At 45.2% G+C, this 23,396-nt stretch carries 24 protein-coding genes, 3 tRNA genes and 1 rRNA gene; 24 read left to right on the top strand and 4 right to left on the bottom strand.

What is annotated here, in order from left to right:
- Window position 1: 1 nt before the first annotated feature.
- Window positions 2-445, top strand: a complete 444-nt coding sequence (fabZ, locus tag GQ671_RS07600) for a 3-hydroxyacyl-ACP dehydratase FabZ (RefSeq protein ID WP_145289110.1) — start codon at window positions 2-4, stop codon at window positions 443-445.
- Here the strand turns inward: fabZ and GQ671_RS07595 are convergent.
- Window positions 442-867 carry a YwpF family protein gene (locus tag GQ671_RS07595; protein ID WP_160655131.1) on the bottom strand — a complete coding sequence of 142 codons (426 nt, stop codon included), beginning with the start codon at window positions 865-867 and terminating at the stop codon, window positions 442-444. The two genes, fabZ and GQ671_RS07595, sit on opposite strands and share 4 nt — an antisense overlap.
- Before the next feature lie 190 nt (window positions 868-1,057).
- Between GQ671_RS07595 and GQ671_RS07590 the strand changes: the two genes are divergently transcribed.
- From GQ671_RS07590 to yidC, 3 genes are all read left to right on the top strand, one after another.
- On the top strand, window positions 1,058-1,642 hold the full coding sequence (locus GQ671_RS07590) for a single-stranded DNA-binding protein (protein WP_160655128.1): 585 nt from the start codon (window positions 1,058-1,060) through the stop codon (window positions 1,640-1,642).
- A gap of 468 nt (window positions 1,643-2,110) precedes the next feature.
- Window positions 2,111-3,082 carry a transglycosylase family protein gene (locus GQ671_RS07585; protein WP_160655125.1) on the top strand — a complete coding sequence of 324 codons (972 nt, stop codon included), beginning with the start codon at window positions 2,111-2,113 and terminating at the stop codon, window positions 3,080-3,082.
- A 193-nt stretch (window positions 3,083-3,275) separates the two neighbouring features.
- The gene (gene yidC, locus GQ671_RS07580) at window positions 3,276-4,145 is read left to right on the top strand and encodes a membrane protein insertase YidC (RefSeq protein ID WP_160655122.1); all 870 of its coding nucleotides are present in this window, start codon (window positions 3,276-3,278) and stop codon (window positions 4,143-4,145) included.
- A gap of 69 nt (window positions 4,146-4,214) precedes the next feature.
- On the opposite strand, the gene cls is transcribed toward yidC, so the two are convergent.
- On the bottom strand, window positions 4,215-5,696 hold the full coding sequence (gene cls, locus GQ671_RS07575) for a cardiolipin synthase (protein WP_160655118.1): 1,482 nt from the start codon (window positions 5,694-5,696) through the stop codon (window positions 4,215-4,217).
- Between the two features lie 135 nt (window positions 5,697-5,831).
- Between cls and GQ671_RS12895 the strand changes: the two genes are divergently transcribed.
- On the top strand, window positions 5,832-5,981 hold the full coding sequence (locus GQ671_RS12895) for an Lmo0850 family protein (protein ID WP_170288668.1): 150 nt from the start codon (window positions 5,832-5,834) through the stop codon (window positions 5,979-5,981).
- A 39-nt stretch (window positions 5,982-6,020) separates the two neighbouring features.
- Here the strand turns inward: GQ671_RS12895 and GQ671_RS07570 are convergent, their stop codons facing one another.
- Window positions 6,021-7,202: an FtsW/RodA/SpoVE family cell cycle protein gene (locus GQ671_RS07570; RefSeq protein WP_160655115.1), complete on the bottom strand. Its 1,182-nt coding sequence runs from the start codon at window positions 7,200-7,202 to the stop codon at window positions 6,021-6,023.
- A 138-nt stretch (window positions 7,203-7,340) separates the two neighbouring features.
- Here GQ671_RS07570 and GQ671_RS07565 point away from each other — a divergent pair, with 138 nt between their 5' ends.
- The 15 genes from GQ671_RS07565 to GQ671_RS07500 all read left to right on the top strand — a co-directional run bounded on the left by GQ671_RS07565 (window position 7,341) and on the right by GQ671_RS07500 (window position 20,591).
- Window positions 7,341-8,705, top strand: coding sequence for a UDP-N-acetylmuramoyl-tripeptide--D-alanyl-D-alanine ligase (locus GQ671_RS07565; protein ID WP_160655112.1), 1,365 nt, complete (start codon window positions 7,341-7,343; stop codon window positions 8,703-8,705).
- Entirely contained in the window at window positions 8,695-9,390 is a 696-nt protein-coding gene (locus tag GQ671_RS07560) for an alpha/beta hydrolase (protein ID WP_322789472.1), read from the top strand. The genes GQ671_RS07565 and GQ671_RS07560 overlap by 11 nt, the downstream gene beginning before the upstream one ends.
- Before the next feature lie 85 nt (window positions 9,391-9,475).
- On the top strand, window positions 9,476-10,993 hold the full coding sequence (locus GQ671_RS07555) for a DEAD/DEAH box helicase (protein WP_160655109.1): 1,518 nt from the start codon (window positions 9,476-9,478) through the stop codon (window positions 10,991-10,993).
- 135 nt (window positions 10,994-11,128) lie between these two features.
- On the top strand, window positions 11,129-11,593 hold the full coding sequence (locus GQ671_RS07550; protein ID WP_160655106.1) for a PH domain-containing protein: 465 nt from the start codon (window positions 11,129-11,131) through the stop codon (window positions 11,591-11,593).
- A 124-nt stretch (window positions 11,594-11,717) separates the two neighbouring features.
- Window positions 11,718-13,106, top strand: a complete 1,389-nt coding sequence (locus GQ671_RS07545; protein WP_246153202.1) for a PH domain-containing protein — start codon at window positions 11,718-11,720, stop codon at window positions 13,104-13,106.
- Entirely contained in the window at window positions 13,078-13,551 is a 474-nt protein-coding gene (locus tag GQ671_RS07540) for a PH domain-containing protein (protein WP_160655100.1), read from the top strand. The genes GQ671_RS07545 and GQ671_RS07540 overlap by 29 nt, the downstream gene beginning before the upstream one ends.
- Complete coding sequence (gene acpS, locus GQ671_RS07535) at window positions 13,548-13,895, top strand: holo-ACP synthase (protein WP_160655098.1); 348 nt, start codon at window positions 13,548-13,550, stop codon at window positions 13,893-13,895. The genes GQ671_RS07540 and acpS overlap by 4 nt, the downstream gene beginning before the upstream one ends.
- A gap of 11 nt (window positions 13,896-13,906) precedes the next feature.
- Entirely contained in the window at window positions 13,907-15,058 is a 1,152-nt protein-coding gene (gene alr, locus GQ671_RS07530) for an alanine racemase (RefSeq protein ID WP_160655095.1), read from the top strand.
- Window positions 15,059-15,129: 71 nt separating this feature from the next.
- Complete coding sequence (locus GQ671_RS12890) at window positions 15,130-15,294, top strand: hypothetical protein (RefSeq protein WP_211364901.1); 165 nt, start codon at window positions 15,130-15,132, stop codon at window positions 15,292-15,294.
- Window positions 15,295-15,666 (top strand): type II toxin-antitoxin system PemK/MazF family toxin, encoded by a 372-nt coding sequence (locus GQ671_RS07525; RefSeq protein WP_145289064.1) that lies wholly within the window; start codon window positions 15,295-15,297, stop codon window positions 15,664-15,666.
- A gap of 54 nt (window positions 15,667-15,720) precedes the next feature.
- Window positions 15,721-16,734 (top strand): PP2C family protein-serine/threonine phosphatase, encoded by a 1,014-nt coding sequence (locus tag GQ671_RS07520; RefSeq protein WP_407690716.1) that lies wholly within the window; start codon window positions 15,721-15,723, stop codon window positions 16,732-16,734.
- A 74-nt stretch (window positions 16,735-16,808) separates the two neighbouring features.
- Complete coding sequence (locus GQ671_RS07515) at window positions 16,809-17,135, top strand: anti-sigma factor antagonist (protein WP_145289058.1); 327 nt, start codon at window positions 16,809-16,811, stop codon at window positions 17,133-17,135.
- 1 nt (window position 17,136) lies between these two features.
- Entirely contained in the window at window positions 17,137-17,613 is a 477-nt protein-coding gene (gene rsbW, locus GQ671_RS07510; RefSeq protein WP_160655089.1) for an anti-sigma B factor RsbW, read from the top strand.
- Entirely contained in the window at window positions 17,588-18,361 is a 774-nt protein-coding gene (gene sigB, locus GQ671_RS07505; RefSeq protein WP_160655086.1) for an RNA polymerase sigma factor SigB, read from the top strand. The genes rsbW and sigB overlap by 26 nt, the downstream gene beginning before the upstream one ends.
- 94 nt (window positions 18,362-18,455) lie before the next feature.
- On the top strand, window positions 18,456-20,591 hold the full coding sequence (locus GQ671_RS07500) for a Tex family protein (RefSeq protein ID WP_160655083.1): 2,136 nt from the start codon (window positions 18,456-18,458) through the stop codon (window positions 20,589-20,591).
- A gap of 37 nt (window positions 20,592-20,628) precedes the next feature.
- On the opposite strand, the gene GQ671_RS07495 is transcribed toward GQ671_RS07500, so the two are convergent.
- Window positions 20,629-22,185: a catalase gene (locus GQ671_RS07495; RefSeq protein ID WP_160655080.1), complete on the bottom strand. Its 1,557-nt coding sequence runs from the start codon at window positions 22,183-22,185 to the stop codon at window positions 20,629-20,631.
- Window positions 22,186-22,502: 317 nt separating this feature from the next.
- Between GQ671_RS07495 and GQ671_RS07490 the strand changes: the two genes are divergently transcribed.
- The 4 genes from GQ671_RS07490 to GQ671_RS07475 form a co-directional block, all read left to right on the top strand.
- Window positions 22,503-22,574, top strand: a tRNA-Glu gene (locus GQ671_RS07490).
- An 87-nt stretch (window positions 22,575-22,661) separates the two neighbouring features.
- A tRNA-Leu gene (locus GQ671_RS07485) sits at window positions 22,662-22,747 on the top strand.
- 24 nt (window positions 22,748-22,771) lie between these two features.
- Window positions 22,772-22,845, top strand: a tRNA-Gly gene (locus GQ671_RS07480).
- Window positions 22,846-23,039: 194 nt separating this feature from the next.
- Window positions 23,040-23,396: ribosomal RNA gene (locus tag GQ671_RS07475) — 16S ribosomal RNA — on the top strand; the annotation flags it as partial.

Raw genomic sequence — 23,396 nt, 5'->3', positions numbered from 1 at the left:
TATGCTGACTTACGACCAGATCAAAGCGGTCATACCGCATCGTCCCCCCTTTCTCCTTATCGATAAAGTGACGGAGATAGAACCGGGAGTTAAATGTTCAGGCATCAAACAGGTATCAGGAAACGAACCTTTTTTTCAAGGTCATTTTCCTGAGTACGCAGTAATGCCCGGGGTGCTGATTGTTGAGGCACTGGCCCAGACAGGTGCAGTTGCTCTGCTTCAGGAAGAGCGCTTCAAAGGGAAGCTGGCTTTCTTTGCGGGTATCGATAAATGTAAATTCAAAAGACAGGTAAAACCTGGAGATACGCTGGAACTCACAGTGGAAATCACCAAGCTGAGAGGACCAATCGGCAAAGGAGATGCTGTTGCCACAGTAGATGGCGAAGTGGCATGCAAATGCGAAATCACTTTTGCCATCCAAGATAATAAAACATCCGATGACTAGTCATCGGATGTTTTTATTTCGGCTTTTGATTCCATCATCGCTTTGAACTCATTCAGCAGCTTTTCCTGCTCATAGCCTTCATCAAGAAGATGAGAGAGAAGGTCCTCTGCATAATTCGGGCTCTGCACGATGATGCGGCCATTGAAGATCAATGACAGCGCATTGTCTATTTCATTCATTTCATTGAATATGCCCTTGAATCTTGCAGGTTCATTTGAATGGCGCGTAATCGTCACGAGTAGATCGAGTTCAGCACCCACCAGCTCCTTGAGTATATCTTTGAAATCCAGTGACGTTGAAATTTCTATCAACCATGGATCATCTGGTTTTTCATTATTGATGATGATGCCATCAATCAGATCCAGTATGATGAAGTTATTTTCATGCTCCAGTTTCAGTTCCACCACTTTAAACGACTTCATATGCTTCCCCCTTGAATTAAGAAATATATCAGCAAATACCGTATATATGAACATGCTTCATCACCATTATAACGTGGGTAGCGGTGGAATATATACTAATTGCAGAGAAATGGATCAGAAAATCAAATTTACGTATTTTGCAGAAAATTATCCAATCCCTTATCTTTAGATGTAGGAAGGGGGTGAAGATATGATGAACAAAGTACTGCTTGTTGGGGAGCTCGTAAGGAATGTCACTGTACAGAAGACAGCAAATGGAAGTGTCAATTCATTCATTATTGCTACTGTCAGAGTGCCGAAAGATGAAAGGAAAGCGAAAGAAGTTCATTTCATCTACTGTAAAGCATTCGGCAAAGCACTGCCTAAAGTTCTTTCGGAATCAAAAGAAGGGGAAATTCTGTGCGTCAGCGGTCAGGTGGCCACCACCGTATATACGACATCCGAAGGGGAGAAGGAATACAGAATGGAAATCTGGGCAGAGAATGTCAAACGACTGCCGGATAAGATGAACGACCAGAAAGATATGGGCAATCCCTCCAAACTGATCAGTGATGCTGTCAGGCACTATGATCAGTGGGACTATATCGGGGAGCGGTCTGTTCACACTTTGGAGAAGAAAAACGAAAACGGCAGTATGATGGAAGAAAAAGAAAAGCATGTGGAACCATTGGAAAAAATACTTAAAGAGCATAATGAAAAAGATGGTACTGACAGCAGAGCACACACTGCGCCAAACAGTAACATCAGCGAGATTAAAGCGAAAGCCCTTGCCTGAACATACTCACACCACTCAATTCATACCATTCTACACTCACACTACTCACCTAGCTCTGCAATAGGCGAACGCTGCGGTCAGCCTATTTGCAGAGCTTTTTACCATTTCAGGAAACTAGAGATTTTTTTATTACATTATTCTTCGGCGATATTACGCCTATCTGAAAAAAAATATTATTCTCTCTTTTATACAAATCAGTGGAGTGGAATGAGAATCCCTTCATGACAGCTTTCTTCCATATTTGATATCGAAAATAATATTGTATAATCACATTAAAATACAAAATTACACTTATATTGCAATATCACCTAATACATAGAAATGTCACTGTAACATAATTGTAAAGGAAGGCCTTACATTTTATATTTCTGTAACCTATGAAATATTTATATCTGATATAGTACTAAATAGTTAATTAAGAAAACACGATATCCAATTGTAGGGGATCAACGGGAGGAAAAATTAATTATGAAAAAAGTACTATCAGTCGGGGCAGCAATCGCAGTATCAGGAACACTTGCATATAGTGCAGAAGCAGCGAGCCACACAGTAGACACTGGCGATACACTTTCACAAATCGCTTTTGAAAATAATACGACAGTACAATCCATCAAAGCAGAAAACAACCTATCATCCGATCTTATCCTGCCTGGTCAGGTTCTTGAAGTGAACAACGACGAAAAAGCTGAAAAGAATACTGAAGTAGTAGCAGAAGACGGAGTATACACAATTGTTTCCGGTGATACACTCTTTGAAATTGGTCAGAAATTCAATGTTTCAGTTTCCAACCTTAAAGCGTGGAACAACCTTTCTTCAGATCTGATCTTTGCAGGTAAAACACTTGCAGTTTCAGGTGACAATGCAGTAGAACAACCTGTTGTAGAAGCACCACAGGTTGAAGAAGTTGAAGAAGTCGAAGAAGCACCACAGGTTGAAGAAGTGCAGGAAGTTGAAGAAGTACAACAAGCACCAGCACAGCCTTCCCAACAGCAGGTTGCTGAACAGCAGGCAGCAGCTGAGCAAGCAGCGGCAGAACAACGTGCAGCTGAGCAAGCAGCTCAAGAGCAAGCAGCGGCAGCACAGCAGGCAGCTGAGCAGGCAGCGGCAGAACAACGTGCAGCTGAGCAGGCAGCTCAAGAACGCCAGCAGCGTAACCAGGCTCAAGCACAGAATCAATCCACATCAGCATCTACTTCAAGTAATGCAAGTGGTCAAAACTGGGGTGCACTTGCTCAATGTGAATCAAGTGGTAATGCAAGCGTCGTAAGTTCCAATGGTCTCTACCATGGTCTTTACCAGTTTGACGTTCAAACTTGGAGATCTGTAGGCGGAAGCGGTGTCCCTTCCCAAGCATCTGCAGCAGAACAGACTAAAAGAGCTCAGATCCTTTTCGATCAAAGAGGATCCCAGCCATGGCCTGTATGTGGCTCAAGACTGTAATATAGATTGTGATTTTGGAACCCGGCTGGAAAGTCGGGTTCTTTTTATTGAGTTAAATCAAAATAGTGACTATTTTGTGAGTGTTTCATCATATGAATATAATATTTGGTGTACAGTTCCATAAAATGATTTTTTTACACCACCAAATATGTTACAATTTCTTTTATGCGAAAGAATTTATTGAGGTGAAGAAATGAGTAAAAAATGGCTCTTTCCGATAATGATCGGCCTGGTCCTTGTATTATCCGGGTGTGACTATTCTCAGGAAGAAAATAGAAATGGCTTCTTCTATAATACATTCGTCCAGCCGATGGATTCACTGCTCCACTGGCTCGGGGACAATATGGGCAATAACTATGGCCTTGCAATCATCGCTATTACACTGATCGTCCGTCTGGCAATTTTCCCATTCATGATGCGTACATATAAAAATCAGATGATGATGCGCGAAAAGATGAAGATTGTCAAACCGGAAATGGAAGAGATCCAGAAGAAAGTGAAAGTGGCGACGACACAGGAAGAAAAGATGGAAGCGCAGCAGGAAATGATGGGGCTCTACAAGAAGCATGGCATCAATCCGCTTAACATGGGCTGTCTGCCGATCGTCATCCAGATGCCTGTCGTCATGGCGCTCTATTTTGCGCTCAAGTTCCCATCCGATGGAGGACTCACGGATTATCCGCAATTCCTATGGATGAATCTGACAGAGATGGACTTCTTCATGGTTGCGATAGCAGGTATCGTCTATGCTGTACAGGCGTATGTATCCATGCAGTTTGTTGCTGCAGAGCAGCGCAAGCAGATGCAGCTATTCATGTATATCTCGCCAATCATGATCATCTGGATTTCACTGATTTCTCCTTCAGCTCTCCCACTATACTGGGCTGTTGGTGGTATCTTCCTGATCTTCCAGACATGGGCTGGTAATACTTTCTACAAGAAGAAAGTGGCTGAAGAGATGGCACCGATCATCGAAGCTCATGAACGTGAGAAGGCTGAAAAGGAAAAGCGCATTAAAAATGCGAAAGTAATGCCGAAGAAAAAACGCAAGAATAGAACCTGATCAAGTTTCGACTTCCATGCTAAAAAGAGCTGATATCATTTGATGTCAGCTCTTTTTGATTTCAATGAATTATAGAATCGGGGAAATGAGGTTCGCCAGGCTTTCCTTCATTCTGATCCATTTGCTGCGTGCAGCATACTTCTCAACGGTCAATAGTGAGCAGTCTTTGATATCCGTTTCAAATATCCGTCGATACTGCTGTGCTTCTTTTTCATCGTATATGAATGCATTGACTTCAAAATTCAGCAGGAAGCTTCTTACGTCGATGTTGGTCGTTCCTACACTCAGGACTTCGTCATCGATCATCATGACTTTCTGGTGCAGGAAGCCTTTTTCGTATATGTGCACATGGGCACCCATCTGCACCAGTGCACCTGCATTGGAGTAGGTCCCCCAATAGACAAAGGGATGGTCGGGCTTGTTGGGAATCATCAGATGAACTTCAATGCCGCTGAGCATCGCAATACGCAGTGCTTCCAGGAATGACTGGTCAGGTATGAAGTAGGGTGTCTGGATATAGATGCATTTCCGGGCACTATATATCATTTTCAAATATCCGTACTTGATCTGCTGCCATCTTTCGTCGGGACCACTTGAAGCAATCTGCATGGGGGTGTTGCCATGATGGCCCAACTCAGGGAAGTATCTATCTTCGCGCACCATATTGTTTCTTTTGGCATGTGAATTCCAGTCCAGCATGAAGCGGATCTGCAGTGATTTGACTGCATTGCCTTCCACTCTCAGGTGGGTATCCCGCCAGTGGCCGAACTTCTTGCTCAATCCGACATATTCGTCTCCTACATTAAATCCACCGACGTAGCCGATTGCACCGTCGATGACAACAATCTTACGGTGATTTCTATTGTTTATCCTCGGGTTGATCAGTGGCAGTTTGCTCGGGAAGAAGGCTTCAACCACGCCGCCGGCTTCACGCAGCTTCCTGAAACTACGGAATGTCAGTGCACGGGACCCCATATCATCATAGAGTATTCTGACAGAGACACCTTCCTGCTGTTTTTCGAGCAGTGCTTCATACAGCCTCTGACCGATGCCATCAAGTTTTAGAATATAGTATTGAAAATGTATATGATCCTTTGCGTTCCGGATATCCGAAAGCAATCGCTCGAATTTTTCGTTGCCATCCGTAAATGTTTCGATCGAATTGTTCATGGTCAGGAACGATTGGTTGTTATAGAGGAGCATGCGAATGATCTTTCTGTGTTCATCGGCTACTTCGTGTGAAAACTTCTGATCTTCATTCCGCAGTTCATCGAGCTGGTCTTTTACAAGGTGTTCAAGTCCGACCTTGTCTTCTTCGTTTATTTTGAATATGTTCTGGTTGTATATCGTCCTTCCAAAAAGGATATAGATGATGAAGCCGAAAATGGGCAGGAAGAACAGCACGAACAACCATGCCCAGATGCTCTGGGCGCTTCTTCTTTCCAGGAAGATGAGACCGATGGCGAACAGAAAGTTGATTGTAATGATGATGAGAGTTAGAACGCCGAGTATTGTAGCGTTGGAAAAAATATCGAAAAAGAACCATTCCATGGATGTCACCTCGCTTATATTCTATTATATACCATGAATATTTGAAATTCTGTAATATTTATTTTCCAAATTATATGGATAATTATACGATATCGGGGTAGAATTAAATCAAGATGTAATTTAAGGAGTGTCATTATGCATAGAAACGACAATTCCAAAGTCAAACAGGTCGTCACGATGCTAAATGAACTTGGCGTCAAAGTCAAGATTTCGAGGTCAAGATTCGAAATGATGAATCGCATTGCCCATAAAGAGAAGCTCAGACTGAAAGAACAGAATATCTAAAAAAAGCCGCAACCCAAGGAAGATGGAGTTGCGGTTATTTTATGCTTTCTGATTATATTGATGATAGTAGATGCTCATTATGATGCCGACAGCCATCATATTGGCCCATAGACCACTTCCGCCGTAGCTGATGAATGGCAGCGGGATGCCGGTGATGGGAACAAGCTGTATCGTCATTCCTATATTCTGGAATATGTGGAAAGTCAGCATTGATAGATAACCGATGATGAAATAGGATGAAAAGCTGTCCGGCACGACCATTGCGATTCTGAACAGATGCAGCAGCAGCATGAATAGCAGTACGATGATCATGGTGGTGCCGATGAAGCCGAATTCTTCCCCGATGATGGTGAAGATGAAGTCGGTATGATTTTCTGGAATATAGACGATGCCATCTGCAAATCCCTTGCCGTCCACCCCTCCGGAACCGATGGCTTTCAGCGAGTTGCTGAGCTGGAAACCGCCATCTGCCACGTATTCTTCAGGGCGAAGCCAGGAGTAGATCCTTTCGAACTGGTAAGGATGGATGCCGAGGTAACGTTCCAGCAGGTCCGGGCGGTATATGATGCCGAGTACAAGAGCGCCGCCCACAGTCAGGGCGATGGCCAGTGTCGGAATGATCAGCCACCAGCTGATACCTGATACGACAATAGTTCCAAGCAGTATGGCGATCATGACGAGCGTGGTGCCAAGGTCATTCTGAAGAAGAATGAACAGCATCGGCAGGATGGACACGGCAAAAATTTTGAACAGTAGTTTGATATCTACACTGAGATCATTCGTAAGCTTGTATTTATTGTGCTGGCTGATCAGGTAGGCCAGGGTGATTATATAGATGATCTTTACAATTTCGGAAGGCTGGATGCTGAAGAATCCGAACTGGTACCAGCTTTTTGCTCCGTTGATGATCGGCGTTATTGGAGACACTGGGGCAATGAAAAGTATGACCAGCGAAAGAACGCCAAGAGAGTAGATGACCCATACATACTGTTTTATCCACTTGATGGGAATGAAATTGAGGACAGCCACCATGACGAAACCGAGACCGTAGAAGATCAATTGACGTATGCTGAAATCCGTTGTGTACTGTCCGCTTGTCATTGCGGAGCGTATCATGAAGATGCTGATTGCACCGAGAAGGACGACCAGCAGAATGAGAATCCAGTCGATTCTGAAAAAAATGCTGGTGTTCTGTCTTTTGTAACTTTGATTGTTCTCCAAAAAATTCACCTAACCCATATTGAAATCATGACATTTAGTATACACTATTTTATAATAAAGTCAGTGTGTTTATCCAATAGTAATGCAATCAGATTTGAAATATCTGCGAATAAATATTGATGGAGATGGACAAGGCCTATGATTGAAACAACAATAGAAAAGATTGCCGAACTGTGCGGTGGCAGATTGAATGCCGAGGCGCAAGCCAGGAAGGATGAAATGATCAGGGGCGTTTCGATTGATACAAGGACCCTCGAAAAGAATAACCTTTTTGTACCATTCAAAGGAGAGAACGCAGATGGTCACCGGTTCATCCAGCAGGCTTTTGACATCGGCGCTGCACTCAGTCTGACCGAACAGCCAGTGGAGGAGCGTGGGCAGGACCTGCCGCTTATTCATGTCGAGGACGGCCTTCGTGCCCTGCAGGATATTGCGCAGGGATATCTGAAGGAAGTCTCGCCGAAAGTGATCGCAATTACAGGATCCAATGGCAAGACGACAACCAAGGACATGGTCGAATGCCTCTTATCTCCACATTTCAAAGTAAAAAAGACGATAGGCAATTATAATAATGAAATCGGCCTCCCACTTACTATTCTGCAGTTGGATAGGGACACTGAGATCTCGATACTGGAAATGGGTATGGATGCCAAAGGGGATATCCGATTCCTGAGCAGGATGACCACTCCGGATATTGCCATACTCACCAATGTTGGTGAATCCCATATCGAAAAGCTGGGATCGAGAGAGAACATCGCCCATGCAAAATACGAAATTGTGGATGGTCTTCTGAAGGATGGCACTTTCATCTATTCTCGGGATTATCCGCTTCTTGAAGACATTGTAGATCGCAGTGCGAGCTACAATGTACGGACAGCAGGCCAGCACGAAGAGAATGATCTGCAGATTGCACATGTGCGTCAGACGCCGGATGGTACACGTTTTGAACTGCTTCCCATGAACGTCGATGTAGGGATACCACAGCTTGGCACGCATAACGCAGCGAACGCATCACTGGCGCTTCTTGCTGCCGAAGCACTTGGACTTGATATCGTAGAAGTGAAAAATCATTTTGAAAACCTTGTTGTCACAAACATGCGGATGGAACGGGTATCCCATAAGTCCGGTGCGACCATCATCAATGATGCCTATAATGCCAGTCCTTCCAGCATGAAAAGCGCGCTTGATACCGTTGGACGTATGGAGACAGGCAGAAGAATTCTTGTTCTTGGAGATATACTGGAACTTGGATCGTATTCTGAGCCGCTTCACCAGTCGATTGCACAGCATATCAACGACTCGGATCATATCTACGACTATCTCTTTACATTTGGAGAAGCATCTAAAATCATTCATGATCATGCAGATATGAAAACCAAGCATCACCATGATGATATCGAGTCTCTGGCGGACGCGCTGCAGCATGTGATGACCGAGGACAGTGTAGTTCTTCTGAAAGGGTCCAGAGGCATGGCATTGGAAAGGGTGATCGATCATATCTAGATCAATCGGAATACTGTTTCTCCACGGCTATACAGGGGGAAGATATGAACTTCAGCCATTGTTCGACTATTTGAAATCCCGATATGAATTCGAGTATGAATTCCCGGTATACCCGGGACATGGTACCATCCTGGATCTGAAGTCGGTGGGTGGCGAAGACTGGTATGAAGAAGCGCAGAGCGCATATGTAAACTTGAAGCGTCGTGTGGACCGGGTCCATATCATCGGTTTCTCAATGGGGGGTGTATTCGCCAGCCATCTGGCCCAGGATGAACCGGTGGAAAAGCTGCTGCTCATTGCTCCAGCATTCGAGCACATCAGACCATCGAAGATTGATAAACTGCATCTTATACCCCGACACTTCGGTGAACACATGAAAATGAAAAAATATCAGAAAGTCAAAAAGCGTCTGAGAGATGTTCCGTTGAAAGCCTACCAGGAATTCAGGAATATCATGGCAGCAAAAAAGGAAGGCATTGAAAGTATCCAGGCGAAGACACTGATCATCCACGGCATGCAGGATCTGCTCGTACCCTACGAGTCGAGTGTTGAAATTGCGAAGAGGATTCCCGATGCCAGTGTTGAACTTATCGAGGATGCACCGCATCTGTTTGCTTTTTCAGACCACAATCAACTGCAGTTGAATATACTGGCAGAACGCTTTTTATTCCTCGAAAAAATGTAGGCTTGTATTATTAGTCTGGAAATGTTAATATAGAGAAGTTATGCGTAACGTAAAATGAGAACGAATAGTCAAAGGAGACTCTAATTTGAAGTTTTTTAAACAATTAGGTGTCAGTGATGAAACCTTAAAATCACTGGAAGATATAGGATTTGAAACACCAACCCCGATCCAGGAAGAGAGCATTCCACTTGCTCTTGAAAGAAAAGATATTCTTGGACAGGCACAGACAGGTACTGGTAAAACGGGTGCATTTGGTATTCCTATCATAGAGAACACAGAGAAGCAGGCAGGCACACAAGTGCTTATTCTAACACCAACGCGTGAATTGGCAGTCCAGGTCAGTGAACAGCTGAAGACATTTGCCAAATACAAGAAGCTTGGTGTATCCGTAGTATTCGGCGGCATGAGCATTGACCGTCAGATCAAAGATCTCAAGAAGAAGCCTGAGATCATCGTTGGTACGCCTGGGCGTATCATTGACCACATCAAAAGAAAAACACTGAAGCTTGAAAGCATCCGCACACTCGTATTGGACGAAGCGGATGAAATGATGAACATGGGCTTCATCGATGATGTCAAATTCATCATGTCCGAAATGCCATCAGACAACAGGCAGACATTGCTGTTCTCAGCAACAATGCCACCAGCAATCCAGGAGCTTGTTAAACGCTTCATGAAAGATCCGACCATCGTCAAGACGATGAAGCAGGGTGGCGCAAGCGATCCTCAGATCGAAGAGAACTATACAATTGTAAAAGAGCTTGAAAAGCTCGAAGTGTTCACCGACTTCCTTGATGTTCACCAGCCGGAACTTGCAATCGTCTTCGGTCGTACGAAACGCCGGGTGGATGAGCTGACAAGTGCACTGATTGCCAAGGGTTACCGTGCTGAAGGCCTCCATGGTGATATCACACAATCGAAACGTCTTGAAGTTCTGAAAAAGTTCAGAAACAGCGCGCTCGATATTCTTGTCGCTACAGATGTTGCAGCAAGAGGACTGGATATCTCAGGTGTAACACACGTATACAATTTCGACATCCCACAGGATGCTGAAAGCTATACGCACAGAATCGGCCGTACAGGTCGTGCTGGTAAAGAGGGCTCGGCGCTCACATTCGTCAATCCGGTAGAAATGGATTACTTGAGAATGATTGAGAATGACAAGAAGAAGACAATTACTGCTCTTAGACCACCTCACAAGAAAGAAGTACAGAAATCCCGTGAAAAAGAGACTTTCGACAAGATTGAACAGTGGAAGTCTGAAAACACGAATACGCATACGTTTGAAGTCGCTGAGCGCCTGCTCGAACAAGGTGAAGCGAAGGAAGTTGTTGCTGCTCTGCTCAACGAATTCCTATTCAGCAGAACTGATGACAGCATCCAGCTATCATTTGAAAAACCTCTGACACGCAAAGGCGGACAACGCAGAGGCAAAGGTCAGGGCGGCGGCGGTGGCAAAAAGCCATTCCGCAAAGGACGCAGCCAGGGCCAGCAAAGTGGCAGCGGCGCACGCAACAATAAACGCCAAGGCCAAGGCGGACGCCCGCAGCAAGGCAACCAGAAACGCCAAGGCGGACGTACTTTCAAAGATCATATCAAATAATATCTCTACATCCCCTGTCCTATTGACAGGGGATGTTTTTATTTCTATATTCGCACATACAATAGTATGATTGAAGAATACTCTCATTTAATTTAAAGTATAATTAATACATAAGCGCTATCATTGGAGGCAAATATGAATAAAGTACATGGTGATGTCGTCCATTATATGAGAGTCAGGTCCTTCTGGACCTTTCTTATCTGGGCAGTCGCTGCAGTTCTTGCGAGTGCTGCTGCCTATCATTTCAACTGGTCGCATTGGGTTTACTGGGGTGCCGCACTCTGGCTCGCCATTATTTTCATCATCAGTATCCTGGTCCGGCCGAGCGTCTATCGCCGGGTGACCCGGTACATGCTGAAAGAGGATTATATCGTAGTCAAAAAAGGGTTTTTCAGAGTTTCCACAAGAATGGTGCCGATCAGAAGGGTCCAGGGTGCAAGGCTCTCCACTGGGCCCGTTTCGAGGAAATACGACTTTGCCATCCTGGAAGTTAAAACAGCGAGTGCAGGGCTTGTGCTTCCTCCTTTGAAAACAGCCGAGGCTTCAATGCTGAAAGAAGAAGTCATTGAAATGGTAAAGGAGGAGCATACCGATGTATAGTCCTCAGAAACTCCATCCTATTGCATACCTTGGAAGTGTAGTGAACGGAATCAAAAATTTATGGATTCCTCTGCTTATTGTCCTTTTCCAATCAAGGGAAGCGATCTTTTCAGGTAATATCTCAATGAAGTATATACTCATTGCCGGAGGTGTTCTGATTCTTGCCATCGTCCTGTTCGGTGGTATGGATTTCCTGAATAAATATCGGACGCGGTTCTGGATTGAAGATGGCAAGTTCATCTATAAGGATGGCGTCATCACCAACCGTGAAAAGGAACTCGATGTCAGAAGGATCCAGTCGATCGACTTCAGTGAACCGATCTTCCATCGTCTTTTTGGTGCAGTGAAACTCGACATCACCACCCCTGGGGATGGCATCAAAATCGATACGATTAAAAAGTCCCAGGCAATTTCCCTGCAGGATATTCTCTATGATGAAAAGTCTTATATCCGTGATGAGGTGGAAGCAGGTGCTTCGAGCGAATGGCCTAGGGTGACAGAAGACGAGCATGGCACTCAGGAGACCGCTTCGGAAGTGCTCTATCATATGGACGGAAAATCACTTCTGCTGATGAGCATGACCAGTGGGGCATTGGGCACGTTTCTTGCTCTGGTTTTCGGTTTCATCAACCTGATCGGGGCGAATTTCCTGATTGAACGGTATTTCGATTATTTTGAAGACGCTGTAGCCAGTATTGCACTGGCCATCGGACTTGCTGTCGGCCTGTTCATTGTTGTCGGGTATGCCATCGGCATACTGATCATGGCGATGAAATACTACAAATATTCACTTGAAATGAAACATGATGATCTGATTGTCGAGTATGGTCTTCTCGAGAAAAAGCATCAGAGCGTCAATATCAACAGGGTGCAGAACATCATCGTCAAGGATTCGATCATCAGAAGGATGATCGGGTACTATTCACTATCGGTTACAATAACAAGCGATTCCCTTGATAGCGAGGATATTGATGGTACGGTCGATCTCCTGCCGTTCATCAAGAGGGATCGGCTGTATGAGATTGTCCAGCACATCTTCCCCAACTATCATGTAGAAGCACCAACAGGCAAAGTGCCGGGGCGGGGCTATAGACGGTACTTCCAGGTCATGACCGCAATACTTCTGATCGTCACTGCAGTCGTACAGTATTTCTGGTTCGACTACGCATGGATCATCGGCCTTGTGCTCATACTGGTATTCGTCGCCTCAGGCATCTACAGTGCCCGAAACAGCGGTTATGCAATCCATGGGAATGAAATCAATCTGATGACGGTCGGCTTTTTCAAGCGTTCGCACTATGTCATCAAGCAGGAGAAGCTTATCGAAGCGGAATGGGTCTATAACCCGTTTCTACGTCGGGATGATCTCGGCATCATCACCTTGGTGACAGCAGCCGGCATACTCGGCTCGCGGGCGACACTCAAGTTCATCGACCAGCAGGATATAGATATTATATGGAATTGGGCGGAAAGGAGCACCTCACATGCAGAAGATTTCTCCGAAGGCGATTAAGGTCTGGCGCATCCGCGAAGGCATCGGTGCCGCCGTCGTCCTGCTGCTTGCAGTAGCCGCACTGGTTCTTACACTTTTTGTCTGGGAAGCATTTCCGTGGTGGATATCATTGATACTCTTTATCATCTTTGTCTATATTGCAGTGGTCCACGTATGGCTTCTGCCGGGACTGAAGTACAAGTACTTCCGCTTCCAGGTGTCGACGGATGAAATCCGTATCCATAAGGGCATACTCATCAAGGAAAAGCACGCCGTACCACTGTTCCGCGTGCAGAACATCGATACGTCGGTCGGCCCGCTGATGAAGCGGTATGGACTTAAAGGGGTTACGTTGAAAACGTCGGCAGAGAGCATCCATATACCGGAACTCGAGTCGGATGAGGCGGATATGATCCGCAATGACATCAGAAAACTGATCAATGAAAATACGAGGCGGACACAATGATTAGAGGACTTGGAACAGATATAATAGAAATTGAGCGTATAAGAAGTGTGGAAGGGGAAAATTCAAGGCTTTCTGCGCGGATTCTTGCACCGGATGAAATGGATGTGTACAGTCGTCTATCAGAGGATGGCAGAAGGATGGAGTATCTGGCAGGCCGTTTTGCAGTCAAGGAAGCATACAGCAAGGCACTCGGTACAGGCATCGGCAGCAATGCTGTCTTCAGGGATATCATCTGCCTCAATGATGAGAATGGGAAACCCTATATCATGAACGATCCTCACGCCCACGTATCCATTTCACATTCCAAAGCGTATGTCGTGGCAACAGTCATAATCGAAGATTAAGGAGCATGACCATGTCGGAAAAATATTATAGAAACTCTGTAGTAGAAGTGGATCTGGAAGCGGTGCATCATAATTTCACGGCAATTCAGGCACTGCATGAGGACAAGACATTCATCGCTGTAATAAAGGCCAATGCATATGGCCTCGGAAGTACGATAGTAGCGGAATACCTTGCAGCAAGAGGCGCTGAATTCTTTGCAGTGGCGACATTGGATGAGGCAATCGAGCTCAGGATGCACGGTATCAAAAAGAAGATTCTTGTACTCGGCCCCATCAATCCCGAGGATATCAATAAGGCCATCCAGCATCGTGTGGCAATCACTGCGCCGAGTCTCGGTTGGCTTGTGGAAGCCCAGTCGTATGTTCGAGACATGGATGACAAGGAAGTCTGGATCCATATCAAAGTGAATAGCGGCATGAATCGGCTCGGTACTTCTGATATTGATGAAATCGGGAAGATGATCGATGTCATAGAACGGTCTGCACACCTCGTGTATGAAGGCATCTACAGCCATTTCAGCTCTGCAGATATCGATTCGGACCAGAACGACAAGGAGTATGAAAAATTCAAGCATATCACTTCTGCAGTAAGAAAACCGAAATATGTCCATGTCCAGAACTCGGCCGGATCCCTCCGTCTGACCGACGACTACTGCAATGCAGTACGGGTCGGCATATCACTGTACGGCTATTATCCATCCGACTACATCCGTAAGATTGCGAAGGTGCACCTGAAGCCTTCTGTCGGTCTGAAGACGCAGGTGGTGGATGTCCATGTACTCGAGCAGGGTGAAGGCAACAGCTATGGACTCGACTACAGTGCCGATTCCGCTCATAAGATAGCAACACTGCCTCTTGGCTACGCCGACGGTTTCCTGCGGGCGCGTACAGGATACCGGGTCTCTCTTGAAGACGGAACCTCCTGCCCTGTTGTCGGCAAGGTGTGCATGGACTATATCATGATCAAGGTGCCGGATTCTGTACAGCCCGGAGATAGCGTCAATGTCATCGTTCCGGATAGGGCATCCGAGCAGTCCATGGAAGCGTACAGTGATTTTGTCGGGACGATTCCATACGAGTCCCTGTGCATGCTTGCAAGACGGCTGCCGCGCATCTACCATGGAGATGCGCCTATCTTTGTCAATAATGAAGTTTTAAAATAATCTAGAAAAGATGGTATGTACATGTTATCATTGTTATAAGTTTAATGATGTTATTGGGGAGTGGTCTGGTAATGACGAATATGACTTTGGTAAGCAGCATCGAACATTCTCTTGAGCACGGATATATTGAAATGAGTGAGATTAACCTTTCGATTGCATCAGAAAACCACGAAGCAGAGTGTGAAGCTTGGCAATGTAATGAAGATTTCCTCGTTTATAGTAAAGATGGTGAATAGATGAAAAGAGGAGAAGTTTATCTTGCGGATCTATCGCCCGTCCAGGGATCGGAACAGGGTGGCAAGCGGCCGGTCGTCATCATCCAGAATAATGTCGGCAACTATCATAGTCCTACAGTGATTGTTGCCGCAATTACCGGCAGGATCAACAAGGCGAAGATACCTACGCATGTTGAAATTTCGAAGGATGCATATAATCTGGATAAGGACTCGGTAATTCTTCTGGAACAGATTCGAACAGTAGACAAGAAAAGACTTAGGGAAAAGCTTACATATTTAAATGAAGATAAGATGAAGGAAGTGGATAAGGCCCTGATGATCAGTCTGGACCTTGCATCATCCAGATCCAAGAAATCCCAATCTAAATCCTGATGGACTTTTGTGAACAAAAGTCTTTTTTCAGTGTGAGGTGATGGCATGACATATATTGATAATATCGTAAACAACTATAAGGATATCATCCAATTGTATCTGTATGGAGAAGAGCAGGGGGAGGCTATCGAGAAATGCCAGGCCTTCAGTGAGGAAGTCATCGAAATGGATGCTTCCCCGGAGGAGATTGTATCGCTGCATATAGAACTGCTCGATGACATGGGCATTCAGGACGGTGAGCTGGTCAAGAAATCATTGGATATACTTCAGGAAATCATCATTTCTTTCGGTTTTACATATAGGGACTACAAGTCCATGATGAATAAACTGGAGATTCATGATAAGGAGATGGATGTTGCATCGAGCCTTCAGGAAACGATGCTGAAAACCACAATTCCGACATTCGATACGATGGAAATCGGAGCAATCAGTGTGCCCGCGAGGAAAGTGAGCGGCGACTACTTCAATATCATCGACCATAAGGACGGGATGCTCAGCTTTGCTGTCGCCGATGTCATCGGTAAGGGTATACCGGCAGCAATCGCCATGAGCATGATCAAGTTCGGCATGGATTCCTACGGCTATTCTCAGCTGCCGAGCGACAGTTTAAGGAAATTGAATCGTGTGGTGGAGAAGAACGTCAACCAGAACATGTTTGTCACCATGTTCTACGGTCTCTACGATCATAGTACCGATCTTCTCTATTACTCTTCAGCAGGCCATGAGCCGGCACTCATCTACCGATATGAAGATGATGAATTCGAGGAGATTGATGCAAAAGGTGTCGTACTTGGTGTCAAGGTGCATGCAAGGTATGAACAGAGGGAAACGAAAATCGGACCAAAGGATATGATCATCGTCTTCACGGACGGTGTCACAGAGCTCAGAAAACATGATGATACTTTCATAGACTTCGAAAACGTCAAGGATATGATCCGTCAGGCACGGGACCATCATCCACAGGATATTGTGCAGTATATCTACGAATCACTGATGCGCATACAGAATCCGAACAAGAAGGATGACCTGACACTTTTTCTATTAAAAAATAATAAAAATTTGGATTGATGATGTTTCATTTTGTTTAGAACGGGTAAATAAGCACGGACTTATGTATTCAACTGAATGGGAGTGTAGTTTGTATGAACATTAATATCGATGCAACGGAGAAAGAACAGGAATACTCAATAGTACTTGAAGGAGAACTTGATGTCTATACTGCACCAGAACTGCAGAAAGTACTGGAACCAATAAGACAGACGGGAAGCCACGACATAAGAATAGATTTGACTGATGTAAGCTACATGGATTCTACAGGCCTTGGGATTTTCGTAGGTACCCTGAAGGACCTTAACCAGCATGATAGGGAGCTATACGTAACAGGCGTATCGAAAAGAATCCTCAGACTGTTTGAAATAACTGGACTAAGAGACCTGATGCATATTAATGAAGCCTCGGAGGTTGAATAGAATGCCACAGCAGTACGATTATATAGAAATGAAATTTCCGTCTAGTGCAGAATACGTGGGATTGATCAGACTGACGCTTTCGGGTGTGCTGTCGAGAGCTGGAGCAAGCTACGATCAGATTGAAGACTCCAAAATTGCTGTTTCAGAAGCTGTTACAAATGCTGTTAAGCATGCGTATGGAGAAGATGAGACAGGGGAAGTACTAATCGGTTTCGCGATATACAGTGATAAAGTAGAAATTATTGTTGCCGATCATGGTCAAAGCTTCAATTACGAAGCGGTCAAGGAAGAACTGGGACCATATTCCGAAGACGATAATGTGAACTATTTGAGAGAAGGAGGTCTGGGCCTCTTCTTGATTGAAACATTAATGGATGAAGTCTATCTCAAAAAGGATCCTGGCGTCACAATCAGTATGACTAAGTTTATCAATGAAAGTCAGGTGCATTTGAATGGAGAAACAATCGTCAATCGATAGAGGACTTGCAGCTGAAGATATCAATGCACTGATTCGAAGCCATCAGGAAGAGGAAAACCCGAACGCCCAGTCGAGACTTGTTGAACATTACCAGAAGCTGATCGAGTCGCTCGCCTACAGATATTCAAAAGGCCAGAGTCACCACGAGGATCTTGTCCAGGTTGGAATGGTTGGACTGCTAGGTGCAATCAAACGATTTGATCCTTCCTATGATAGAAGATTTGAAGCGTTTCTTGTACCGACTGTTGTCGGCGAAATCAAGAGATACTTGAGAGACAAGACATGGAGTGTCCATGTACCGCGTAGAATCAAAGAGATCGGACCGAAGATCAAGAATGCCAATGACGAGCTGACCAACCGCTTGGAACGCTCTCCCCAGATCAGTGAAATTGCGGAATATCTTGAAGTATCCGAAGAGGATGTTCTGGAAGCGATGGAGATGGGGCAGAGCTACAATGCACTCAGTGTCGATCATTCGATCGAAGCTGATAAGGATGGTTCTACTGTTACCCTCCTCGATGTAATGGGACAGTCGGATGATAACTATGACCTTTCCGAAAAACGTCTTATTCTTGAAAAGGTGCTGCCCATACTTTCCGAACGTGAACGTGAAATCATCCAGTTCACTTTCATGGAAGGCTTGAGCCAGAAGGAGACAGGCGAGCGTGTCGGACTGAGTCAGATGCATGTATCAAGACTTCAGCGCACAGCCATCAACAAACTGAGACAGGCAGTAAGCGAAAAATAGATGATCACGAGGCCTCATCCCTAGGGATGAGGTTTTTAATGTTATACTGGGTAGGCCAAATTTATTGGATATTAAAGCAGCTAGGAGAGATTAGATGAATGAAGCACTGATTAAAGAGCTTAAAAGTACTGTTGGCAAACAGGAAAAATATATCCGGGGAGTGCTCAGCCTTCTTGAAGAGGGAAATACGATCCCTTTTATTGCCCGCTATAGAAAAGAGATGACGAGGGGCATGGATGAGCAGGAAATCAAAGCCATCCACGACAGGTTCTCCTACTTGCAGAGCTTGGAGAAGCGTAAAAGTGAAGTTCTAAAACGTATCGATGAACAGGGTCTTCTAACAGAACAGCTTGAGCAGGATATAATGAAACAGACTGTCCTGAATAGGGTGGAAGATCTATACAGACCCTTCAAGCAGAAAAAGAAAACCCGGGCGACAGAGGCGAAAAGAAAAGGACTCGATGGATTGGCCCGGGTCATCCTTGGCCAGCAGGCAGAAGATATAGAATCACAGGCTGGAAACTTCATCAATGACGAAGTGCTGACGCCTGAAGAAGCGATAAAAGGTGCACAGGATATCATCGCTGAAGAAATATCCGACGATCCGAAGTACCGCAGCTATATATTGAAAGTGTTCAAAGAGTCAGCCGATCTGACTACACGCAAAAAGAAGAATGCCGAGGATCAGAATGGTGTTTTTGAAATGTACTATTCCTATGCGGAACCGATAGACAAGATTGTGCCGCATAGGGTGCTGGCCATCAACCGCGGTGAGAACACCGGTGTTCTGGCAGTTAAATTCGATTACGATAATGACCGGTTCAAACGCTATATCGGCAACCAGGTTCTGAAGGAGAAGTCGACGACTGTTTCATATATGAGGGCGGCAATTGAAGACAGTTTGAAACGGCTGATCATTCCATCCATTGAAAGGGAAGTCCGCCAGAACCTGACTGAATCGAGTGAAAAGCATGCTGTGCATATTTTCGAGGAAAACCTCAAACGTCTGCTGCTCCAGCCTCCTCTGAAGGATCATGTCATTCTGGGAGTGGATCCGGCATTCAGAACAGGGTGCAAGCTTGCTGTAATCAACGCGTCCGGTCAGTTCCTCTATAAGGGTGTCATCTACCCGCATCCACCTCAGACGAAGAAGGATCAGGCGCGTAAAATGGTCTTGGACATCATTGCCGATTACGGAGTTACACTGCTGGCGATAGGTAACGGCACGGCATCACGTGAAACAGAACTGTTCATCAGTGAAATTGTAAATGAGGAAAATCTTGATGTGCAGTTCATCATCGTCAACGAAGCGGGTGCCAGTGTATATTCCGCTTCAGATGTTGCACGGGAGGAATTTCCGGACTTCAATGTGGAGGAGCGCAGTGCGGTCTCCATTGCAAGAAGGGTGCAGGATCCTTTGAGTGAACTGGTCAAGATTGATTCAAAAGCGATCGGCATCGGCCAGTATCAGCATGACGTCAACCAGAAGTTTCTGGATGAATCACTCAGTTTTGTCGTTGAAACATCTGTAAACCAGGTGGGTGTCAACGTAAATACAGCATCCCATATTCTGCTTCAGCATGTGGCAGGGCTGTCTCCAGCCATAAGCAGAAATATCGTAAAGTACCGCGAAGAGCAATCCGCTTTCAAATCCCGCGAAGAAATAAAAAAAGTGCCGCGTCTCGGTGATAAGACTTATGAGCAGTGCATCGGTTTCCTGCGTGTATTTGAAGGAGAAGAGCCACTTGATCGGACACCGATCCACCCGGAACGCTATAAGGAAACATATCAACTGCTTGAGTTTTTGGGAATGGAGCGCTCTGATCTAGGTACAGTCGAATTGGTTGATGCAGTTGAAAAGCTGGATCTTGATCAGACGGCACAGGACTTGGAAATCGGTGTACCCACACTGACGGATATCATCGACAGTCTGAAGGCGCCGACCCGAGATATTCGGGATGACTATGAAGTTCCTATGCTCAAATCGGATGTTCTGAAGATGGAGGATCTGAAGGAGGGAATGAAACTGTCCGGTACAGTACGCAATGTGACGGATTTCGGTGCATTTGTCGATATTGGTGTAAAACAGGATGGCCTTGTCCATATATCCAAGATGACGAATAAGTTCATCAAACACCCGATGGAAGTTGTCAGCGTAGGTGACATAGTGGATGTTACCGTCACCAGTGTAGATTCAGACAAAGGCAGGATATCATTAAGTATGAAATAAAAAAACTCCCAATCGGCCGATTGGGAGTTTTTGCTGGTTACTTATTGCCTTCGAGGTCGACATCGTCAATGTTGATGCCCATTGCTTTGGCAACACCACGACCATAGGCCTGATCTGCCTTGTAGCAGTTTCTTATATGGCGATGTTTCACTTTGTCGGAAACGCCATCCATTTCATTTGCAGTATTTTCAAAGATGGTCTGCTTCATTTCATCAGACTGCAGGTTGAAGAGTTTACCCGGCTGTTCGTAGTAGTTGTCATCGTCATCACGGAAGTTATGTTCGTAGACAAGACCTTCCATTTCGAGCGCCGGCTGTTTTGCATTCGCATCATCATTATACTGATCATAGCTGTTCGGGTAGTAATTGGTGTGTGCCCCCATATTACCATCAACCCTCATCGCGCCATCACGGCTGAATGGGCAGACATTCGCTGCCGCTTTAGGGGAATTGACTGGAATCTGGTGGTGGTTGGCACCAAGACGGTAGCGCTGTGTATCTCCATAGGAGAACAGACGGCCCTGCAGCATCTTATCTGGTGAGAAACCAATACCAGGTACAATGTTTGTTGGTGCAAATGCAGCCTGCTCTACTTCTGCAAAGTAGTTTTCAGGATTGCGGTTCAGTTCGAATTCGCCGACTGGAATAAGTGGGAATTCATCTTTGTACCATACTTTTGTAAGGTCGAACGGGTTATGATAGTGGTTTTTCGCCTGTTCTTCAGTCATCACCTGGATGAACATCTTCCATTTAGGGAAGTCTCCTTCCTCGATGGCATTGAATAGGTCTCTTTGTGAAGATTCGCGGTCTTTGGCGATGACCTGTTCAGCTTCTTCTGCAGACAGGTTTTCGATACCCTGCTGGCTTCTGAAGTGGAACTTGACCCATACACGTTCATTATTCGCATTGACCATGCTATAAGTATGTGAACCAAAGCCATGCATGTTTCTATATCCTTTAGGTATACCACGCTCTGTCATAAGTATTGTCACCTGGTGCAATGCTTCAGGAAGCAGTGTCCAGAAGTCCCAATTGCTCTCGCCGTTGTGCATGTTGGTTTTAGGGTCACGCTTGACCACGTGGTTAAGACTTGCGAAAAGCTTAGGATCGCGGAAGAAGAATACAGGCGTATTGTTACCGACTAGATCCCAGTTGCCTTCTTCAGTGTAGAACTTAAGAGCAAATCCGCGGATATCTCTCTCTGCATCTGCAGCACCACGTTCACCGGCAACAGTTGAGAAACGTGCAAACATTTCCGTCTGTTTACCAACTTCGCTGAAAATCTTTGCTTTTGTATATTGAGTGATATCATTTGTTACTGTAAATGTACCGAAAGCACCGGATCCTTTTGCATGCATACGTCTCTCCGGAATGACTTCACGGTCAAAGTGTCCCATCTGTTCAAGGAAATAAGGGTCTTGCATAACCATAGGGCCACGTGGACCGGCAGTCATGGAGTTTTCGCGATCTCCGACAGGTGCACCGAATAGTGTAGTCAGACGATCACTCGGTTGGTTTTTACCTTGTGCTCTTGGTTCGGTGCCGCCACCTGTACGTGCATCACCGGGCTGATCTTTTGGTTGTTCAAAATCCATTTATAAATCCCTCCAGGAAAATATTCATAATCCTTGTTTAGAATTATTATAAATAAATAGTAACACATTGTAAGTAAAAAACAATACTAAATGCTTCAGATAATCATGAAGATGGGTCTTCGACTTCAGAAAAGATTAAGCAGGGTAGAGAAGTCGCATGACATATATTGAAATCTTTAAAAGTCATTACATAGGAAGAGATACGTTCAATAGTAATGTCGCACAGAAAAGATTAAGCTTGTGTAAAAAAAGTGTTAAAAACGTATTGACTTTAATGGCAAATGGCTTTATGATAAATAACGTTGCATTATTCATATGGCCCGTTGGTCAAGCGGTTAAGACACCGCCCTTTCACGGCGGTAACACGGGTTCGAGTCCCGTACGGGTCACTTTTAAAAAGTTTTTAAAAAGCGTTGACAATGCAAACAGTAAAGTGTACAATAGTATTTGTCGCTTAAAACAGATATAAATTACATGCGGTTGTGGCGGAATCGGCAGACGCGCTAGGTTGAGGGCCTAGTGGGAGTTAAATCCCGTGGAGGTTCAAGTCCTCTCAGCCGCATCATCCTTTAATTATATAAACTACGCGGGTGTAGTTAAATGGTATAACCTCAGCCTTCCAAGCTGATGTCGTCGGTTCGATTCCGATCACCCGCTCCATTAAAACAAAGCATTCGTAAGTGTAAAATTGTCACTTGATTAATTTTACCGGATGCTGTAACATAGTAAAAGTGCTTCAGACAGAACATTGAAAACTGAATGACAATATGTCAACGTTTAATTCCGATAAACGGATGGTTTCGGCCATCCACTTGGGCGCCAAGTAAAAACGCAACGGAGTCAGAGAACTTCCAATTATGGAGAGTTTGATCCTGGCTCAGGATGAACGCTGGCGGCGTGCCTAATACATGCAAGTCGAACGCGCGGATCAGGAGCTTGCTCCTGTGACGCGAGTGGCGGACGGGTGAGTAACACGTAGGCAACCTGCCCATCAGACCGGGATAACCACGGGAAACCGTGACTAATACCGGATAATCCTTTTCCTCACAGGAGGGAAAGTTGAAAGGCGGTCTTTTGACTGCCACTGATGGATGGGCCTGCGGCGCATTAGCTAGTTGGTGGGGTAAGGGCCCACCAAGGCGACGATGCGTAGCCGACCTGAGAGGGTGATCGGCCACACTGGGACTGAGACACGGCCCAGACTCCTACGG

Origin of the sequence: Salinicoccus hispanicus, assembly GCF_009831115.1 — a bacterium.
GTDB classification, from domain to species: domain Bacteria; phylum Bacillota; class Bacilli; order Staphylococcales; family Salinicoccaceae; genus Salinicoccus; species Salinicoccus hispanicus.
The sequence above is the reverse complement of the archived record's forward strand: the minus strand, read 5'-3'. Positions and strand labels throughout refer to the sequence as shown.

Bases quoted from the DNA above. Each gene is read 5' to 3' on its own strand.
- cls (WP_160655118.1), bottom strand. From the start codon at position 5,696: ATGGAATGGTTCTTTTTCGATATTTTTTCCAACGCTACAATACTCGGC.
- sigB (WP_160655086.1), top strand. From the start codon at position 17,588: ATGGAGAAACAATCGTCAATCGATAGAGGACTTGCAGCTGAAGATATC.
- GQ671_RS12890 (WP_211364901.1), top strand. From the start codon at position 15,130: ATGACGAATATGACTTTGGTAAGCAGCATCGAACATTCTCTTGAGCAC.
- GQ671_RS07540 (WP_160655100.1), top strand. From the start codon at position 13,078: ATGCAGAAGATTTCTCCGAAGGCGATTAAGGTCTGGCGCATCCGCGAA.
- GQ671_RS07565 (WP_160655112.1), top strand. From the start codon at position 7,341: ATGATTGAAACAACAATAGAAAAGATTGCCGAACTGTGCGGTGGCAGA.
- GQ671_RS07550 (WP_160655106.1), top strand. From the start codon at position 11,129: ATGAATAAAGTACATGGTGATGTCGTCCATTATATGAGAGTCAGGTCC.
- rsbW (WP_160655089.1), top strand. From the start codon at position 17,137: ATGCCACAGCAGTACGATTATATAGAAATGAAATTTCCGTCTAGTGCA.
- GQ671_RS12895 (WP_170288668.1), top strand. From the start codon at position 5,832: ATGCATAGAAACGACAATTCCAAAGTCAAACAGGTCGTCACGATGCTA.
- GQ671_RS07500 (WP_160655083.1), top strand. From the start codon at position 18,456: ATGAATGAAGCACTGATTAAAGAGCTTAAAAGTACTGTTGGCAAACAG.
- GQ671_RS07515 (WP_145289058.1), top strand. From the start codon at position 16,809: ATGAACATTAATATCGATGCAACGGAGAAAGAACAGGAATACTCAATA.
- acpS (WP_160655098.1), top strand. From the start codon at position 13,548: ATGATTAGAGGACTTGGAACAGATATAATAGAAATTGAGCGTATAAGA.
- GQ671_RS07590 (WP_160655128.1), top strand. From the start codon at position 1,058: ATGATGAACAAAGTACTGCTTGTTGGGGAGCTCGTAAGGAATGTCACT.
- GQ671_RS07585 (WP_160655125.1), top strand. From the start codon at position 2,111: ATGAAAAAAGTACTATCAGTCGGGGCAGCAATCGCAGTATCAGGAACA.
- GQ671_RS07545 (WP_246153202.1), top strand. From the start codon at position 11,718: ATGAAGTATATACTCATTGCCGGAGGTGTTCTGATTCTTGCCATCGTC.
- yidC (WP_160655122.1), top strand. From the start codon at position 3,276: ATGAGTAAAAAATGGCTCTTTCCGATAATGATCGGCCTGGTCCTTGTA.
- GQ671_RS07495 (WP_160655080.1), bottom strand. From the start codon at position 22,185: ATGGATTTTGAACAACCAAAAGATCAGCCCGGTGATGCACGTACAGGT.
- alr (WP_160655095.1), top strand. From the start codon at position 13,907: ATGTCGGAAAAATATTATAGAAACTCTGTAGTAGAAGTGGATCTGGAA.
- GQ671_RS07525 (WP_145289064.1), top strand. From the start codon at position 15,295: ATGAAAAGAGGAGAAGTTTATCTTGCGGATCTATCGCCCGTCCAGGGA.
- GQ671_RS07595 (WP_160655131.1), bottom strand. From the start codon at position 867: ATGAAGTCGTTTAAAGTGGTGGAACTGAAACTGGAGCATGAAAATAAC.
- fabZ (WP_145289110.1), top strand. From the start codon at position 2: ATGCTGACTTACGACCAGATCAAAGCGGTCATACCGCATCGTCCCCCC.